The organism is Sphingopyxis sp. (genome assembly GCF_050725655.1).
GTDB lineage: Bacteria > Pseudomonadota > Alphaproteobacteria > Sphingomonadales > Sphingomonadaceae > Sphingopyxis.
Map to the genome: position 1 here is coordinate 1 of NZ_JBOHHT010000074.1, position 17325 is coordinate 17325.

The following is a 17325-nucleotide window of genomic DNA, read 5'->3' on the forward strand; positions in this document are numbered from 1 at the left end:
CCCATAGGCTACGATCGTCGGGGAGGTCGGGTGGGGGAGCGGGCCGGTGCCGAACTTAAGACGAAACGCACGCGCGCCCTTTCCATCGGCGCGCGGACACCCTATATCAGTCGGGTCGGTTTCGGCCGACTATGGTGATAAATGGTGTCGTGGAATAGACACAGCGGACCCGGGGGCAGTACCCGGCGGCTCCACCACAAACTCGCGCTTCTTGATGGGCGCGCGGGTTTCTGAGGGGGCCGAACCAGGATCGACGTGTGTTCAAAGACGATATTTTTGCCCGGGCTGAGTAACCCGTTCAAGGCTCAAAACCAATAGGTGCTAACGATAACGAAGCACTCGCTCTGGCTGCGTAACCTTTAGGCCTCACGGCCGAAAGTTATTCAAAGAGAGCGCGGTTCGGACCGAACCGGGCAACAGAATCGGATACCAGCGGCTGGGGACGAGCCGGGCAACAGAATCGTCCCACCTTATTTTCCGGCTTCCGCCGGTTGCGGCACCAGCCCGCTCCCCCACCCGGCCTCTCTGACGATAGTAACCTGGGGAGGCCGGGTGGGGGAGCGGGCTGGTGCCGTTTGCGCGTCAGCGCATCAAACGTGCGTGCTTTCGCAGCGGCTATGGTCGCCCAGTGCTTCGATTACCCGGCAATCGGCGGCGATACCGCCGCGGCAACGCCCGACGATGCGAGTCAATTCGTCCCGCAGCAGCGTGAGCTGCGCGATCTTTTCCTCGACCTGCTCCAGATGCCGTGTCGCGATGCGGTCGGCCTCGTCGCATTCGCGCGTCGGATCGTCCGACAGGTCGAGTAGCGAGCGGACTTCCTCGATGGTGAACCCCAGATCGCGCGAATGGCGCACGAACGCCAGCCGCGCACGATGCGCATCGCCATAGCTGCGATAGTTCGCCGCGGTCCGATCGGGCGCGGGCAACAGCCCGATGCGCTCATAATAGCGGATGGTTTCGATATTGGTCCCGGTCGCCCGCGACAGTTCGCCGATTTTCATCGCTTGACCCTGTAGTTGCTACAGGGTGCATATAGGGTGCCGACTCGAAGATAACAGGAGCTTTCAGTGGCCGATCAATGCTGTGCCGGTAAAAGTGGCAAGACCGCACTCAATGACCCCAAGTGGCGGCGTATCCTTTGGATCGCGCTGCTGATCAACGCCGCAATGTTCGGCGTCGAGATCGTCGCGGGCGTCGCAGCCGATTCGCGCGCACTTCAGGCCGACGCACTCGATTTCCTCGGCGACAGCGCCAATTATGCGATCAGCCTTGGCGTCGCGGGCATGGCGCTCGCCTGGCGTGCGCGCGCCGCGTTGCTGAAGGCGGGGACGATGCTCGTCTTTGGCCTGTGGGTGTTCGGATCGGCGGCCTGGGGCTTTGTAACCGGATCGGCGCCGCAGGCCGAGACGATGGGGCTGATCGGCGCGCTCGCGCTCGCGGCCAATGTCGTGGTCGCGCTGATGCTTTATCGTTACCGCACCGGCGACGCGAACATGCGCTCGGTGTGGATATGCTCGCGCAACGACGCGATCGGCAATCTTGCGGTGATGGGGGCGGCGCTCGGCGTCTTCGGCACGGGACAGAGCTGGCCGGACCTCGCGGTCGCGGCGATCATGGCCGGGCTCGCCATCTGGGGCAGCATCGAGGTGTTCCGGCAGGCGCGCGGCGAACTCGCCGCCACGCCTGCCTAGAACGTTACGCCAGGCTGTTGCCGAGGCCGATCACGACGGTCGACGCCATGAGCGCCGCGATCCCCAGCCACACCAGCGCGCGCGTGCGCTGGCCCGCGGGCGCCCATTCCTTGAGCGCAAAGCCCCAGAGCGTCGAAAAGAGGATGATGCTCGCCATGTGCAGCGTCCAGCTCGAAAAGCCGAAGCGCCCCATCTGGCTTTCGCCCATCGTGTAGAAGAAGAACTGGAAATACCAGAGCGTGCCGCCGAGCGCGGCGAGGCCATAGTTGAGCGCGAGCGGCGGCTTTTCGGTGGCACCGGGCGCGGCCTCGCCGACGAACTGGCGGACGCTGCGGTTGCGGGCGATCAGGATCGCGCACCAGATCAGGTTGGTGGTGAGCCCGCCGAGCAGCACGACGCAGAGCACGGGCAGTCCCTGCCATAGCGGATCGGTCCCGGCCTGCAGCGTCAGCTCGCGGATAGGCGCGCCGGCGTCGAGGCCCCATGCAAAGCAGCCCGACATGATCCCTGAGAAGACCGCGATCGCGAGTCCCTTGCGCAGGTTGAACTCGGACTTGTCGGCCTCGGCGATCGTCGCGCCCATCTCGCGTTCCTTGCGGCGTCCCGCCTGCGCGACGATGACGATCCCTACAAGCGTGATCGCGATGCCGAGGAAGACCGTCTGTCCGCTCGTCGTCGCGAAGAGCTCGCCGAGCGTGCCGCGAAAGATCGGCGGCCCCATCGTGCCGATCACCGTCGTCAGCCCGAGCGCCACCGCCATGCCGAGCGAGAGACCGAGGTAGCGCATCGTGAGCCCGAAGGTCAGCCCGCCCAGCCCCCACATCGCGCCCCAGAACCAGCACCAGAACCATATATCGCCCGGCGTCCGGCTGAGCACGCCGATCAGATCGTGCGTCTGGATCGACGCGAACAGCCACGGCGCGATCGCCCAGGAAAAGATGCCGCCGGTGATCCAGAAGATCTCCCACGACCAGGCGCGGATGCGCTTGTACGGCACATAGAAGCTCGCCGACGACAGCCCGCCCAGCCAGTGAAAGAACACGCCAAGCAGCGGGTTCGCATCCATATTCTTCTCCCCTCGTCGTATCAGGCGGCCAACGTCTCCGGGCCGATCTTGTCAATTGTTGTCATGCCGGTGAGCGCCATCGCGACGCGCATTTCGGCTTCGATCAGGTCGAGCACGTGCCGCACGCCCGCTTCGCCCGCCGCGGCAAGTGCGAACGCCCACGCCCGGCCCAGCAGCACGCCCTTTGCGCCGAGCGCGAGCATCCGCACGACGTCGAGCCCCGACCGCACTCCGCCGTCTGCGAGCAGCGTCAGCCGGTCGCCGACCGCATCGGCGATCGCGGGCAGCGCGCGTGCCACCGACGGCACGCCGTCGAGTTGCCGCCCGCCATGATTCGACACGATGATCCCGTCGACGCCCGCTTCGGCGGCGCGCCGCGCGTCGTCGGCGTCGAGAATGCCCTTGATGACGATCGGCCCCTTCCAGTGCGCACGCACGAAATCGAGGTCGGCCCAGGTCACGCTCGGGTCGAAATTATCCTTCATCCAGCCGAGGAAGTCTTCGAGCCCCGATTTGGGACCGAGCAGCGGCGCGACATTGCCGAGCTGATGCGGGCGGCCGTTAACCCCGACGTCCCACGCCCAGCCGGGTCGCGTCATCGCCTGGCCGACGCGACGCGCCTGTCCGCGCAAGCCCGACGCGCCCGAAAGCCCCGACCGGACATCGCGATAGCGCGCCCCGGGCAGGGGCATGTCGACGGTGAAGATAAGCACCGGGCACATCGCCGCGCTCGCCTCGTCGAGCAGCGACCGCATGAAGCCGCGGTCGCGCATCATATAGAGCTGGAACCAGAAGGGCGTTGGTGAACCTCGCGCGACCTCGGCGAGCGAGCAGGCTGAAACGGTCGACAGCGTAAAGGGCACACCCTTCGCCGCTGCGGCACGCGCCGCTTGCACCTCGCCGCGCCGCGCCGCCATCCCGGCCAGCCCGATCGGACCAAGTATCACGGGCATCGACAATTGCTGGCCGAACAGGTTTGTCGACAGGTCGATCGCCGATACATCGTTCAGCACCCGCTGGCGCAGCGAAATATCCTGCAGGTCCTCGATATTCGCGCGCAGTGTGCGCTCGGCATAGGAGCCGCCGTCGAAATATTCGAAGAGGAAATGCGGCAGGCGTCGCCGTGCGGCTTCGCGGTAATCGCCGATCGATGCAGGTTTCACGCGGCTTCTTCCACCCGTTCGGCTTTGTGCCGCCAGCGGTCGCGATAGGGCGCGAGATCGACGTCGAGTGGCACCACCAGTTCGAGTGGTTCGGCGGGCGGCAGCGCGGCGTCGAGCAGGCGTAGCGCGCCATAGGAGACGTCGTTATGCGCCTTGCCGACATAGACGCGAAGGTCGGGGCGCAGCGCCGCGAGCGCGCGCACGAAGACCTGACCGTCGGCAAAGCGTCCTTCGATCAGCAGCCGTTCGCGCGTGCCGATGAGACCCAGCGCTGCATCGGTGACCAGCGCGGCATAGAGCGACACCGCGGCGCGGCGTGCGGCATGATCGTCGGGCCTTGCTATCCATCGGCCACGTCCGTGCGGGAAGGGCCCGAAGCCCGGCGCGAAGGTCGGCAGCACCATCGCGCCGCTCGCCAGCACATCGGGAAGCGCCGCGAGCAGTGTGGGCTGGTCGGCTGCAATATCGATCTGCCGCGTGTCGAGCCCGATCAGCGTCTCGATCTCGCGCCCGCCCATGAAGCGCGCCGACGGGATCGGTTTGCCGAACGCATCGACATTGATCAGGCAGTCGCGCGCCTCGTCGAGGTGGCTCGTGTCCATCGACGCGGCATCCCTGGGCGACCGCATCGCGACGAACCAGGTGCCCGTCGACAGCACCGTCGATTCCGCGTCGGCAATCTCGGCAAAGCTGCGCGCCGCGAGCAGCGCGGCGTTCGAATCATGCAGCCCGCAATGGACTTCGGTGTCGGCGGGCAGGCCGGTGCGCTGGGCCCATGCGGGCGTCAGCGTGCCGAGCACCTCGCCGGCGCTGCGCAGCGGCGCGAGCCGTGCAGCCCATCCGCGCCGTTCGGCGAGCGCCGAAGCCTCGCCAGTCAGCGGGCTCCAGAGATCGGTGTGGCAGCCCAGGCTGGTCACCTCCGACGCCGCGACCCCGCTCAGCAGCCAGCTCCAATATTGCGCCCACGGCAGGATCTGCGTCCCGTGGGCGAGATCGGGATCGAGCGCCTCGAGCCGGAAGATCTGGGCTCCGAGGTTCAGGCCGTCCGGAAGGGAAGGCGAACCGGTGTCCGAAAAGGCGCCGCGTTCGGCTTCATAGTGCGCGCGCAGGTTCGCGGGCATCGCGTCTTCATAGTCGACGGGCAGGCAGGCGAGGCGGTCGCCGCGGATGATCGCCGCCGCGGCGCCGTGCCCGACGGGGATGATCGCGCCGACATTGGCCAGCCTGGCAAAGTCGCGCAGTACCTCGGCGATCCAGGCTTCGATCCCCGCGGCATCGAGCGCGAGATAAGTACCCGTTTCGACGCGCGCGTTGGCGCGCACGCGGCGTTCGATCATCGCCCCGTCGGCGGACCAAAGGCTCAGCTTTGCCAAGGTTTTCCCGCTATCGAGGACTATGATTGCGCGACCCTTCATCCCTCTCCCTTTGCTTCGTTGCGACCGAATTTGATCGAACTTTATCGAAACTGATTGCAGAGCGCCAGCGATTTCGATACACATCCTCGCATAGTCGAAACAACGAGTTTCCTTCATGCCAGATCTTATGGATGTCACACCCCGATCCAACGCCGCCGCGCTGCTTTTCGCCATCCCGGCGAATCGCTGGTCGGACGAAGAGGCGGCCGGCAAGTCGCCCGAAGATCTGCTCCTCTATCGCTCGAACCGTCTCGGCTCGGACCTCACCGTGACCAATTTCGGCGGCGGCAACACCTCGGCCAAGCTCGATGCGCGCGATCCGCTCACCGGCGAAACCGTCCCCGTCCTGTGGGTCAAGGGATCGGGCGGCGACATCGGTTCGATGAAGCTCGACGGGTTTTCGACGCTCTACCAGGACAAGCTGCTCGGGCTCGAAAAACTTTATCGCGGGCTCGAGCATGAGGATGAGATGGTCGGCTATCTGCCGCACTGCACCTTCGCGCTCAATCCGCGCGCGGCGTCGATCGATACTCCGCTCCATAGCTATCTGCCCTTTTTGCATGTCGATCATGTCCATCCCGACGCGATCATCGCGCTCGCGGCGTCGAGCGAAGGCGAAGCCGCGACAAAGGCGATCTGGAGCGGGGCGGTGGGCTGGCTCCCTTGGCAGCGTCCCGGCTTCGATCTCGGGCTGAAACTGCGCGACTATGTGGCCGCCCATCCTGGCCTGCGCGGGGTGATGCTCGCCGGCCACGGCATCATCTGCTGGGGCGACAGCGCCAAGAGCTGCTACGACAACACCATCGCGCTGATCACCGACGCCGCGAATTATCTGAACGCGAAACTCGCCGGTGCGCCGGCGTTCGGAGGCGAGATCGTCGCGCCGCGTCCTGCCGCCGAACGCGCCGCCGCCGCTGCGAAGCTGATGCCGCTGCTGCGCGGGCTGATGGGCGGGCGGCGCGTCGGGCATTTCGCCGACGATGCCGAAACGCTCGAATTCACCGGTAGCCGCGATTTCGCGAAGCTCGCCGCGATCGGCACGTCGTGCCCCGACCATTTCCTGCGCACCAAAATCGCGCCGCTGGTTCTCGACCCGGCGCGGATCGACGACAGCACTTATCTCGCCGAACGGATCGAGGCGTATCGCGCCGATTATGCGGGTTATTACCAGCGGTGCGCACGCCCCAATTCGCCCGCGATGCGCGATCCCAATCCCGTGGTCGTGCTGGTCCCGGGCATCGGCCGCATGACCTTTGCCGGCGACAAGACGACCGCGCGGCTCGCGGGCGAATTCTACGCGAACGCGATCAATGTCATGCGCGGCGCCGAGGCGATCGGCGCCTATGTCGGGCTCGACGAACAGGAAGCGTTCGACATCGAATATTGGCTGCTCGAGGAAGCGAAGCTTCAGCGCATGCCCAAGCCCAAGCCGCTCGCGGGCCGCATCGCGCTCGTCACCGGCGGCGCGGGAGGCATCGGCGCCGCGACCGCCGAGCGGCTTGCCGCCGACGATGCCTGCGTGCTGCTCGTCGACCGCGACGCCGACGCGCTGACCAAGGCGGCGCACGAACTCGAAGGCCGTTTCGGCCGCGACCGTGTCCGTTCGGCCGTGTGCGATGTTACCGATGAAGCGCAGGTCGCGGCGGCGTTCGCGACCTGCGCGCGCGAGTTCGGCGGCCTCGACATCCTCGTCGCGAATGCCGGCATCGCCTCGTCGGCACCGATCGAGGACACGACGCTCGAGTTGTGGCAGCGGAATTACGATGTGCTCGCGCAGGGCTATTTCCTCACCGCGCGCGCCGCCTTCCCGCTGATGAAGGCGCAGGGGAACGGTTCGATCGTCTTTATCGGGTCGAAGAACGGCATTGCGGCTGCGACCAATGCGTCGGCTTACGCCTCGGCGAAGGCGGCGGCGCTACATCTCGCGCGCTGCCTCGCGCTCGAAGGCGCGCCTTTCGGCATCCGTGTCAACACGGTCAATCCCGACGCGGTGATCAAGGGGTCGCGCATCTGGGATGGCGACTGGCGCCGCGAACGCGCGGGCGCGCACGGCATCGATTCGGGCAGCGAGCTCGAGGAACATTATCGCAACCGATCGATGCTGAAGCGCGACGTGCTGCCCGAGGACGTCGCCGAAGCGGTCTATTTCCTCAGCTGCGATATGTCGGCAAAGTCGACCGGAAACATGATCAACGTCGACGCGGGCAACGCGCAGGCATTTACGCGATAAGATACGGAATCAGGAGAGAGTTATGGCTGGCGATCTGCCGCTCGCACAGGATGATATCGGGCGGCTGAACGCCGGTCTGACCGACGCGCTCGACGACGATTACGGCAGCCTTGGCCGCCAGCTCGGCCGGCGCGGTATCGACATCGATGGCGTGAAAGCGAAGGTCGCGGGTTTCTCGGTCGCGGTGCCGAGCTGGGGTGCGGGGCGCGGCGGCACGCGCTTCGCCAAATTCCCGATCGCGGGCGAGCCGACCAACATCCACGAAAAGCTGGAGGACTGCGCGGTCATCCAGCAACTCGGCCGCGCGACCCCGCGCGTCAGCCCGCATTTCCCGTGGGACAAGGTCAGCGATTATCGCGGTTTGCGCGAAGAAGCGGCCGCGCTGGGGCTGGGTTTCGACGCGGTCAACAGCAATACGTTTCAGGACCAGCCGGGGCAGGCGGCAAGCTATGCCACGGGCTCGCTGTCCTCGACGCGCGCCGAGGTGCGCGAGCAGGCGGTTGCGCATAACATCGAGTGCATCGAGATCGGCCAGCAGCTTGGCGTCACCGACCTGACGGTGTGGGTTGGCGACGGCACCAATTTCCCGGGGCAGCAGGATCTCGGCCGCAGCCTCGATCGCTATCTCGATGCGGCGGCAGAGGTTTATGCCGCGCTGCCCGCCGACTGGCGGATGCTGATCGAGCACAAGATGTTCGAGCCCGCCTTCTACTCGACCGTGATTGCGGACTGGGGCAGCTCGATCCTCGTCGCGCAGGAGCTCGGCGACAAGGCGAAGTGCCTCGTCGACCTTGGCCATCATGCGCCGAATGTGAACATCGAACAGATTGTCGCGCGGCTTCACCGCTTTGGCAAACTGGGCGGCTTCCACTTCAACGACAGCAAGTACGGCGACGACGATCTCGACAGCGGATCGATCAATCCGCACCAGCTGTTCCTCGTCTTCAATGAACTGATCGAGGCCGAGATAAACCCGCGCGGCGACTTCCGTCCCGCGTACATGATCGACCAGTCGCACAATGTGACCGACCCGATCGAAAGCATGCTCTCGTCGGCCGAGGCGATCGTTGCGGCCTATGCCAAGGCGCTGCTTGTCGACCGCGAAGCGCTGCTCGCGGCGCAGGAGGCCAACGACACGATGATGGCGTTTCAGGCGCTGCGCACCGCGTACCGCACCGATGTCACCCCGATTCTCGCTTCGGCGCGCGCCGAAGCGGGCGGGGCGATCGACACGATCGCCGCCTATCGCGCGAGCGGCTGGCGCGACCGCAAGGCGCAGGAACGCCGCGCAGCGGGGACGACGGCGGGGATCGTCTAATCATTCTATTGCAACTCGGCGCAACTCCCGTCAAATAGGCGCAATCAGACAGGGGCCCTTATGCACGCAGCCGAACGCGAAAAGATGATCCTCGACAGCCTCGGCGAAAGCGGGTTCGTCTCGTTCCGCGATCTCGAAAGCCGCGTCGCCGCGTCTCCCGCCACCATTCGCCGCGACCTCGACCGGCTTGAAGAAGCCGGCGTCATCACGCGTGTGCGCGGCGGAGCGAAGCGGGTCGGAGGGGGGGGCGGCGCGCCGACCGCGTCCGAAGATGGCCTGTCGGGCATTCCCTTTCACGAAAATATCGGCCGTAATCGCGCCGCGAAGGAGGCGATCGGGCGCGCGGCGGCGCAGCTCTGTATTCCCGGCGAAGGCGTGATGATCGACGGCGGTTCGACGACGCTGCAAATGTGTCCGCACCTCGATGGCCTTGCGCTCCAGGTTCTGACCAACTCGCTGCATATCGTCAGTGCGCTGCTGCCGCAGCCGACGACGCGCATCCTGGTGCCGTCGGGGCAGGTGTTCCGCGAACAGAATATCGTCCTGTCGGCGGCCGGCGACGACGGCATGCCGCGCTTTCACGCGCCGAAACTGTTCATGGGCGCGGCGTCGATGGGCCCCGCAGGGCTGATGCAGGCCGACGTGATCCTCGTCGCCGCCGAACGCCGCCTGATCGAGCGCGCCGACGAGATCATCGTGCTGGTCGACAGTTCGAAATTCTCGGGCCCGTCGGGCAATGTCGTTTGCTCGCTCGACGAGATCGACGTCGTCGTCACCGACGCCGGAATCGAGCCGCGCCATGTCGCGATGATGGAAGCCGCCGGTATCCGCGTCATCATCGCCTGAATTTTCCAAAGCCTTTGAGCCAAAACCGCAGCTTGCCATGTTGTTCGGGTGCGAATGATTGAATTTGATCGTTGACGTGATTGATAAAGACAAATAATGAGCAGTGATGCAGAAACGCTCGATGAAGCGTGGCATCGGAGGAAGAAGATTGCCGGACAGGCGCCTCCGTCAAAAGGGACAACTCGCGAGGGCGAGTGCAGGGAGGATGCGATGAAGGCGATGACGACTGCAGGTCTGGATTTTGCTGCGCGGCGGAACGCGTGGCGGCGGGGCATTTCGGCGCTGGCGTGCGCGGGTGCGCTGCTCGGCGCTGTGAGCGCCCGTGCTCAGGAGGCTGATTCCGAAGCCCCGACCGACGCCGACATCGTCGTTACCGGCACCCTGCTGCGCGGCGTTGCGCCGGTCGGCACCAATGTCGTCGCGGTCAGCGAGGCCGATGTCGTTGCCTCGGGTGCCGCCTCGGCGAACGATCTGCTCGCCTCGATCCCGCAGGTCGGCAATTTCGGGACGATCCCGGCGGGGCTCGGCAATTTCGGCAATCCGATCGTGCGCCCCAATATCCGCAACCTCGGCGCGAGTGGCGGTTCGACGACGCTGGTGCTCGTCGATGGTCATCGGATGGTCGGCGCGGGCATTTTGCAGACGAGCTTCGACCCGTCGGTCATCCCGCCCGACGTGATCAAGCGCGTCGATGTCATCCCCGATGGTGGTTCGTCGATCTATGGTTCGGACGCGATCGGCGGCGTGATCAACTTCATCACGCGCGACCGCTATGACGGCATCGGCGTCAACGCACGTTATGGCTTTGCCAAAAATTACCAGACGATCGACGCGAGCGTCATCGCGGGCAAGGACTGGGGCTCGGGATCGGCCTATATTTCCTATTCCTACGCGTGGCACGACGATTTGATCGGGCTCGATCGTGACTATGCGACAGCGAACCAGACCGACCGCGGCGGCGGCGATTTCCGTAGCACCGCTTGCGCGCTCGCCAACATCACCGTCGGCACGACGACCTATGCGCTTCCGGGCCGGGCGCCGGGGGTCAACCGCTGCGACCAGACCGATTATGCTGCGATCTATCCGCGCGAGGAGCGGCACAGCGTCTTCGCGGGCCTGACGCAGGATCTCAGCGATTCGGTCGCGTTCAAGCTGTCGGCCTATTGGTCGAAGCGCGACACGCTGCACCGCAGCGCGCAAAGCAGCATGAGCGGGACGATCACCGCCGCGAATCCCTTCTTCCGTCCGATCGGCGCCGAGCTCGCGCACAGCGTCGCCTTTGCGTTCGACGATGTCTTCGGGCCGAGCAACGACAGCCCGTCGAGCTTCAGCTCCTATGGTATAACCCCCAGCTTCGATTTCGAGCTTGGCGGCGGCTGGCAGCTGCGTACGCTCGCCAATTTCGGGCGCAGCGAGAATGAATCGACCGAGCGGTCGTTCAACTCGACCGCGGCGACGATCGCGCTGTTCGGAACGACCACCGCGACGGCGCTCAACCCCTATAATCTGTCGGCGACCTCGCCCGCGGTGCTCGCGGCGATCGACGATTTCGTGAATTACGGCGAATCGACGCAGGAAATGGCCGAAGGCCGCGCCGTCCTCGACGGCCCGCTGTTCGCGATGCCGGGCGGCGATGTGCGGCTCGCGGTCGGCGCCGAATATCATTACGAGAATATCCGCTCCTTCACCGGCAGCGGACCCGAGGCTGCGGTCGCCGGCGCGAACGCCTATACCGCCCGCAATGTGAAGTCGGTGTTCGGCGAACTGCTCGTTCCCATCTTTGGCGCCGATAATCGCACCCCCGGCTTCTATAGCCTCGAACTGTCGGGCTCGATCCGCCATGACGATTACAGCGACTTCGGCGGCACCACCAATCCGAAGGTCGGCGTGACCTGGCGGCCGTTCGAGGCGCTGACGATCCGCGGCAATTATGGCACCTCGTTCCACGCGCCGAGCCTTGCCGATCTGGGCAATTCGGTCGATGCGCGTGTCCAGGTGCTGCCGTTCAGCCCGTTCCGCGCGCCGGGCAGTTCGCCGTTCGATGCGCTGCGTCCGACGATCGCGATCGCCGGCGGCAACGCCAATCTGAAGCCCGAGACCGCCGACACCTGGTCGCTCGGTTTCGATCTCAAGCCCGCGGCGATCGAGGGCTTCGTCGCCAGCGCGACCTATTTCAACGTGAAGTTCAAGGACGCGATCGCGGTCCCGCCCTTCACGTCGCCCCCGCTGTTCACGACGCCCGCCTATTCGGATTTCTACATCCTCAACCCGACGCTCGCGCAGGCGCAGGCGGCGGCGGGCAACTTGCGCATCGACGGTGTACCGAACCTCGCGACGCTCTTCGCGATCAGCTCGCCCTATGTGCTGTTCCTCGCGCAGCGCGCGAACCTCGGTGCGGTGAATGTCGACGGGATCGACTTCAACCTCGCCTATAATCGCCCGACGGGCTTTGGTTCGATCAATGCCAATTTCACGGGCAGCTATCTGCTCAACCGCGAGACGCAGGTCGTGCAGGGTGGTCCGGTCAACGACGATCTCAAGAACGGGACCGGGCGCTTCTTCTTCACCGCCGGACTCGGCGCGGCGGTGGGTGACTTCACCGCGCGCGCGACGCTCAATCATCGCAGCGGTTATCCGATCATCGGACTGCCGCCGCAGACGCGTATCTCGGCTTTCGACACCGTCGACCTCTTCTTCAGCTATGATCTGGGCGACATGCTCGCGAACACGCTGCTGACGCTGAACGTCGACAATGTCTTTGACCAGGACCCGCCGTATCTGAATAGTGCATCGGGCTATACCAATGGCAGCACGCTCGGCCGGCTGGTATCCTTCGGTATTCGCACCAAATTCTGACGGGGAGGTTGGGTTGCCGCTGATCGGAAGCTTGCGAAGCCTGTTGTTGGGTGCGCTCGCGGCCGTCGGCATGGCAACCTCGCCTGCATGGGCGGCCGATCCGGCGCCGGCGAAGCTGCGCACCGAATATGCCGCGGCGCCGCTGGGCCTCGACACCGCGGTGCCGCGGCTTGCGTGGCGGTCGCCGGTGGCACGGCAAAGCGCATACCGCATCCGCGTCGCGACCTCGGCCGCCGATCTCGAGCGCGCGCCGCTCTGGGACAGCGGCAAGGTCGCGTCGGCGGAGAATGTCCAGATCGCCTATGCCGGGCCGAAGCTTGCGTCGCGCCAGCGTTACTGGTGGCAGGTGCAGGTATGGGACGAGGGCGGCAATGCCACCGGTTGGAGCGCGCCCGCCTGGTGGGAAACGGGACTGTTCGGCGCGTCGGACTGGCAGGCCAAATGGATTTCGGGACCCGCGCGGCGCGATCATGACTGGGGCGACTTGACGCTCGACGCCGATCTGACGTTGACGGGCAAGAGCGTCGACGTGCTGTTTCGCGCGCTGCCCAACGGAAAAACCTATGGCGACGCTTATGTCTGGACGCTCGCCGACGACAAGAACGGGCCCGAGCTGATCCAGACGATCCGCCGCTATCCGGGCGGCACCAGTTCGGCGATCAAGACGGAGCGGCTGGGGCAGGTCAAACTGGCCGCGCCGATCAAGGGACGCCGCATCGCGCTGTCGATCCGCGCCGAGGGCGGCCGCATCGTCACGCGCATCGACGGCGCGGTCGTCGCGACGGTCGACAATGACGCGCACAAGCACGGGACAATCGGCTTTGCCGGCAAGGAAGCCAATGCGGCGATCGTGCATTCGGTCCGCATATCGGGCACGCAAAGCCCGGCGGTCGCCTATGACTTTGCGGGCGGCGACAATCCCTTCACCGGCGGCAGCGTGGCGAAGGACGGGCTCGTCGTCGCGAGCGGTGTGCCGGGGGTCGATCTCGTGCTCCCGATCGAGGCGCCCGCGCCGCTGGTGCGCCGTGCCTTCCGCCTCGCCAAGCCGGTGGCCAGTGCGCGGCTCTATCATGCGGGCGCGGGAATGCCGCGTCTGTCGATCAACGGCACCGTCGTCGGCTCGTCGCTCGGTGCGGGGTTCACCGCCTATGACAAGCGCGTGCTCGCTTACACGCAGGACGTGACCGCGCTGCTGCGCCGCGGCGAGAATGTGATTGGCGCCGAGCTTGGGCGCGGCTGGTACGGGCTGACCGATCCCAATGAATGGTATTTCCACGCGGCCCCGTGGCACGCCGAGCCGGCGCTCAAGGCGCAGCTCGAAGTCACCTACACCGACGGCACGCGCGAAACGGTCGCGACCGACGGCAATTGGCGCACCGTGTCCGGCCCGACGCTGAATGACTCGGTCCATCGCGGCGAGCGCTTCGACGCGCGGCTGATCCCGGCGGGCTGGGATCGTGGGAGCTTCCGCGACCGCAAATGGCAGGCAGCGCCGGTGGTTGCAGGACCGGCGGGACGGCTTGTCGCCGCCAACTCCGAAGCGATCGAACCGGTCGAGAATATTGCTCCCGTGGCCGTCAAGGAGGTCGCTCCCGGCGTCCATGTCTATGACTTCGGGCGCATCGTCGCGGGCTGGCCGGTGCTGAAAATCAGCGGCCCGCGGGGGCTCACCGTGTCGATGGTCGCGAGCGAGCGGGTCGCCGACGACGGCAAGGTCGTCCCCGCCGCGGGCCTGATCGACGCACAGCTCCAGACCGACCGCTATACGCTCGCGGGCAAGGGCGCCGAGCATTGGGAACCGCGCTTCGGTTATCGCGGCTTCCGCTATGTCCAGGTCGATGGTTTCCCGGGCACGCCCGGCGAAGGCGCGCTCACCGCACGCATCGTCCATTCGGCGGTCGCGCGCACCGGCAGCTTTGCCAGCGCCGACGCGCTGCTGAACCAGATCGACGCCGCGGCGATCGGTTCGATCCTCAACAATCTCCACGGTTTCCAGACCGACACGCCGACCTATGAAAAGAATGGCTGGAGCGGCGATGCGCAGGCGTCGGCGGGCGCGGCGGCGCGCAGCCTCGACATCGCGCGCGTCTGGACCAAATGGCTCGCCGATTTCCGCGACGCGCAATCGGAAAAGGGCGAGGTTCCCGAAATCGCGCCGACGACGCCCTTCTACGGCTATGAGAATACCCCCGGCTGGAACGTGATTTGGGGGCCGACCACCCCGTGGGATGCCGCGGCGATGATCCTGCCGTGGGAGCTTTACACGACCACTGGCGATACGCGCGTGCTCGCCGACAATCAGGACATGCAGCGCCGGCTGGTCGACTATACCGCGACCTTTATCAAGGCGCCCGATTACCAGCGGTCGGCGGGGCTCTCCGAATGGGCGTCGGCGGGGGGGATGGATTACAGCAATGCGCGCGGCGGCGGGATCGACGCGGTGACGACGGCCTATTTTTTCCACGAGGCCGATCTGCTCGCGAAATCGTCGGCGATCGTCGGCAAGGCGGACGATGCCGCACGCTATGCCAAGCTCGCGGGCGACATTCGCACGGCTTACAATGCGCGCTATTGGGACGGGGCGAACGGTTGGTATCGCACGCTCGACGCCAAGGGCGTGGCGGGGCCGGCGACGCAGGTGCAGAATATCCTGCCGCTCGCTTTCGGCATGGTGCCCACGGGCCGCGAGCAGGGCGTCGCCGACGCCATTGCGCGCGACGTCGACAGGCAGGGACTGCGCACCGGCGTTTATGGCGCGCGCTACCTGCTCGAAATCCTCAGCGACTATGGCCATGCGAACCTCGCCTATCGCGTCGCGACGCGCACCGACGAGCCGAGCTGGGGCTGGTGGATCAAGAACGGCCATAAGACGATGTTCGAGACGTGGAGCCTGGGCAGCCGTTCGCGCGACCACCATTATTTCGCGTCGATCGCCGACTGGATGCGCCAGCGGCTTGCCGGGCTGCGTCCCGGTGCGCCGGGGTATAAGGTCGTGCTCGTCAAACCCGCGATCCCCGACGGCCTTGCCAGCGCCGAAGCCACGATGGCTACCGTTCACGGCCGCGCTTTTTCGGGCTGGAAGATCGATGCGGGCAAGCTGACGCTGATCGCCGAAGTGCCGGCGAACACGACTGGCGAGATCTGGGTGCCGACGCGTTTTGGGTCCATTGCCGCGCCCTCGGGTGCCAGCCCGGTCCGCGAGGATAAGGGCTATTCCATCTACCGCACCGGCCGCGGCCGTTTCATCTTCACCACCGGAGGCGCGCTATGATCCGCGGCATATTCGTTTCGGCCATCCTGCTGGCGACCCCCGCCGCTGCGCAGCAGGTGGCGATCGACAGCGGCACCGTTGCCGGCGCGACCACCGAGGGCGTCGCGGCGTTCAAGGGCATTCCTTATGCCGCGCCGCCGGTCGGCTCCCTGCGTTGGAGCGCACCGGCGCCCGCCCAGCCATGGAGCGCACCGCGCGACGCGACGGTTTACGGTCCCGACTGCATGCAGAACCCGCTGCCCGGCATCCAGCCCGGATCGCGGCCGATGAACGAGGATTGCCTGACGCTCGACGTCTGGACGCCAAAGCCCGCCAAGGGCGCCAAGCTGCCGGTGATGGTCTGGATCCACGGCGGCGGCTTCGTTGGCGGGTCGGGCACTTTGCCCGAGACCGACGGCGGGCTGCTCGCGAAGCGCGGCGTCGTGATCGTCAGCTTCAACTACCGCCTCGGCCGCTTCGGCTTCTTTGCGCACCCCGCGCTGGGGCAAGGCGGCAACTGGGGGCTGATGGACCAGATCGCGGCGCTCAAATGGGTTCAGCGCAACATCGCATCCTTTGGCGGCGATCCCGCGAAGGTCACGATCTTCGGCGAAAGCGCGGGCGGGGAGTCGGTGTCGCGCCTGATGGCATCGCCCGCCGCGAAGGGCCTGTTCGCGCGCGCCATCGTGGCATCGGGCGGCGGCCGCGACGATTGGCCGACGCTGGCTGATGCGCAGGCGAAGGGGCAGGCGTTCGGCACGCGCGCGGGCGCCGCCGATGCCGCGGCGCTGCGCGCGCTTCCGGCCGACAAGGTGCTCGGCAGCCTCGCGTTGATGAGCAAGGAAGACGACCGCTATTCCGGCCCGATGACCGACGGGACGATCGTCCCCGCAGGCGCCGAGACGATCTTCGCGGAGGGCAAGCAGGCGCGCATCCCCTATATCATCGGCAGCAACGACGATGAGCTTGGCTTCATCCCCGCGCCGTTCCGTGCGATGGTCAATGGGCCGGTCGAAAAGGCGCTGGGGGCCTCCGCCGCTACCGTGAAAGCGGCCTATGCGAGCGAAGACGAGGCGAACCGGCGGCTCGGCGGCGACGCGATCTTCGCCGAACCGGCGCTCGCCTTCGGCTTGCTGCAGGCCCGCGCCGCCGCGCCGACCTTCCTCTATCGCTTCGGCTATGTCGCGGAAGGTCAGCGCAAACCCGATGTCGGCGCGGTCCATGCGTCGGATGTCGCGTTCCAGTTCGGCAATCTGCCTGCCGATGCCACCGCCGCCGACCGTGCGGCGGCGAAACAGCTTGGCGATTATTGGACCAATTTCGCGAAGACCGGCGATCCGAACGGAAGCGGACTGCCCGCCTGGTCACGGCTCGACCCTGCGGCGCCGCAACTGCTTTCAATTGGTATCACCGCGACCGCGATGGCGCCGGCAGCCACGCCCGCACTCACCGCCATCGCCGCCGCACGGGACGGAAAAAAATGAAAG

General features: G+C 66.2%; 11 protein-coding genes and 1 other RNA gene. 8 read left to right on the forward strand and 4 right to left on the reverse strand.

All coding sequences use genetic code 11. From position 1 onward, the window contains the following. Window positions 1-75 precede the first annotated feature (75 nt). Window positions 76-431: a transfer-messenger RNA gene (gene ssrA, locus ACREBX_RS10530) on the forward strand. A gap of 159 nt (window positions 432-590) precedes the next feature. On the opposite strand, the gene ACREBX_RS10535 is transcribed toward ssrA, so the two are convergent. After that, entirely contained in the window at window positions 591-1004 is a 414-nt protein-coding gene (locus tag ACREBX_RS10535) for a MerR family transcriptional regulator (protein ID WP_431561698.1), read from the reverse strand. 66 nt (window positions 1005-1070) lie between these two features. On the opposite strand from ACREBX_RS10535, the gene ACREBX_RS10540 reads away from it, so the two are divergent. Beyond that, the gene (locus ACREBX_RS10540; protein WP_431561699.1) at window positions 1071-1694 is read left to right on the forward strand and encodes a cation transporter; all 624 of its coding nucleotides are present in this window, start codon (window positions 1071-1073) and stop codon (window positions 1692-1694) included. Window positions 1695-1698: 4 nt separating this feature from the next. Here the strand turns inward: ACREBX_RS10540 and rhaT are convergent, their stop codons facing one another. Genes rhaT through ACREBX_RS10555 form a run of 3 tightly spaced genes read right to left on the reverse strand, consistent with a single transcriptional unit; the run spans window position 1699 to window position 5338 of the window. Further along, a complete protein-coding gene (rhaT, locus tag ACREBX_RS10545) occupies window positions 1699-2760 on the reverse strand; it encodes an L-rhamnose/proton symporter RhaT (protein WP_431561700.1) in 1062 nt (353 codons plus the stop codon). Window positions 2761-2780: 20 nt separating this feature from the next. After that, window positions 2781-3923 carry an FMN-dependent L-lactate dehydrogenase LldD gene (gene lldD, locus ACREBX_RS10550; RefSeq protein WP_431561701.1) on the reverse strand — a complete coding sequence of 381 codons (1143 nt, stop codon included), beginning with the start codon at window positions 3921-3923 and terminating at the stop codon, window positions 2781-2783. Then, complete coding sequence (locus ACREBX_RS10555) at window positions 3920-5338, reverse strand: FGGY-family carbohydrate kinase (protein WP_431561702.1); 1419 nt, start codon at window positions 5336-5338, stop codon at window positions 3920-3922. The genes lldD and ACREBX_RS10555 overlap by 4 nt, the downstream gene beginning before the upstream one ends. A 115-nt stretch (window positions 5339-5453) precedes the next feature. Between ACREBX_RS10555 and ACREBX_RS10560 the strand changes: the two genes are divergently transcribed. The 6 genes from ACREBX_RS10560 (at window position 5454) to ACREBX_RS10585 (ending at window position 17322) form a co-directional block, all read left to right on the forward strand. Next, entirely contained in the window at window positions 5454-7568 is a 2115-nt protein-coding gene (locus tag ACREBX_RS10560) for a bifunctional rhamnulose-1-phosphate aldolase/short-chain dehydrogenase (protein ID WP_431561703.1), read from the forward strand. 22 nt (window positions 7569-7590) lie between these two features. After that, window positions 7591-8886, forward strand: a complete 1296-nt coding sequence (gene rhaI / locus ACREBX_RS10565) for an L-rhamnose catabolism isomerase (RefSeq protein WP_431561704.1) — start codon at window positions 7591-7593, stop codon at window positions 8884-8886. Window positions 8887-8946: 60 nt separating this feature from the next. Further along, entirely contained in the window at window positions 8947-9732 is a 786-nt protein-coding gene (locus ACREBX_RS10570) for a DeoR/GlpR family DNA-binding transcription regulator (protein WP_431561705.1), read from the forward strand. A 210-nt stretch (window positions 9733-9942) separates the two neighbouring features. Next, entirely contained in the window at window positions 9943-12588 is a 2646-nt protein-coding gene (locus tag ACREBX_RS10575; protein ID WP_431561706.1) for a TonB-dependent receptor domain-containing protein, read from the forward strand. 13 nt (window positions 12589-12601) lie between these two features. Then, a complete protein-coding gene (locus tag ACREBX_RS10580) occupies window positions 12602-15859 on the forward strand; it encodes a family 78 glycoside hydrolase catalytic domain (protein ID WP_431561707.1) in 3258 nt (1085 codons plus the stop codon). After that, window positions 15856-17322, forward strand: coding sequence for a carboxylesterase/lipase family protein (locus ACREBX_RS10585; protein ID WP_431561708.1), 1467 nt, complete (start codon window positions 15856-15858; stop codon window positions 17320-17322). Before ACREBX_RS10580 ends, ACREBX_RS10585 begins: the two co-directional genes overlap by 4 nt. Window positions 17323-17325: the final 3 nt, after the last annotated feature.

What these genes read in the sequence shown, in the direction of transcription:
- ACREBX_RS10535 (WP_431561698.1), bottom strand. Translation starts at nt 1,004, where the DNA reads ATGAAAATCGGCGAACTGTCGCGGGCGACCGGGACCAATATCGAAACC.
- rhaT (WP_431561700.1), bottom strand. Translation starts at nt 2,760, where the DNA reads ATGGATGCGAACCCGCTGCTTGGCGTGTTCTTTCACTGGCTGGGCGGG.
- ACREBX_RS10555 (WP_431561702.1), bottom strand. Translation starts at nt 5,338, where the DNA reads ATGAAGGGTCGCGCAATCATAGTCCTCGATAGCGGGAAAACCTTGGCA.
- ACREBX_RS10560 (WP_431561703.1), top strand. Translation starts at nt 5,454, where the DNA reads ATGCCAGATCTTATGGATGTCACACCCCGATCCAACGCCGCCGCGCTG.
- rhaI (WP_431561704.1), top strand. Translation starts at nt 7,591, where the DNA reads ATGGCTGGCGATCTGCCGCTCGCACAGGATGATATCGGGCGGCTGAAC.
- ACREBX_RS10570 (WP_431561705.1), top strand. Translation starts at nt 8,947, where the DNA reads ATGCACGCAGCCGAACGCGAAAAGATGATCCTCGACAGCCTCGGCGAA.
- ACREBX_RS10575 (WP_431561706.1), top strand. Translation starts at nt 9,943, where the DNA reads ATGAAGGCGATGACGACTGCAGGTCTGGATTTTGCTGCGCGGCGGAAC.
- ACREBX_RS10585 (WP_431561708.1), top strand. Translation starts at nt 15,856, where the DNA reads ATGATCCGCGGCATATTCGTTTCGGCCATCCTGCTGGCGACCCCCGCC.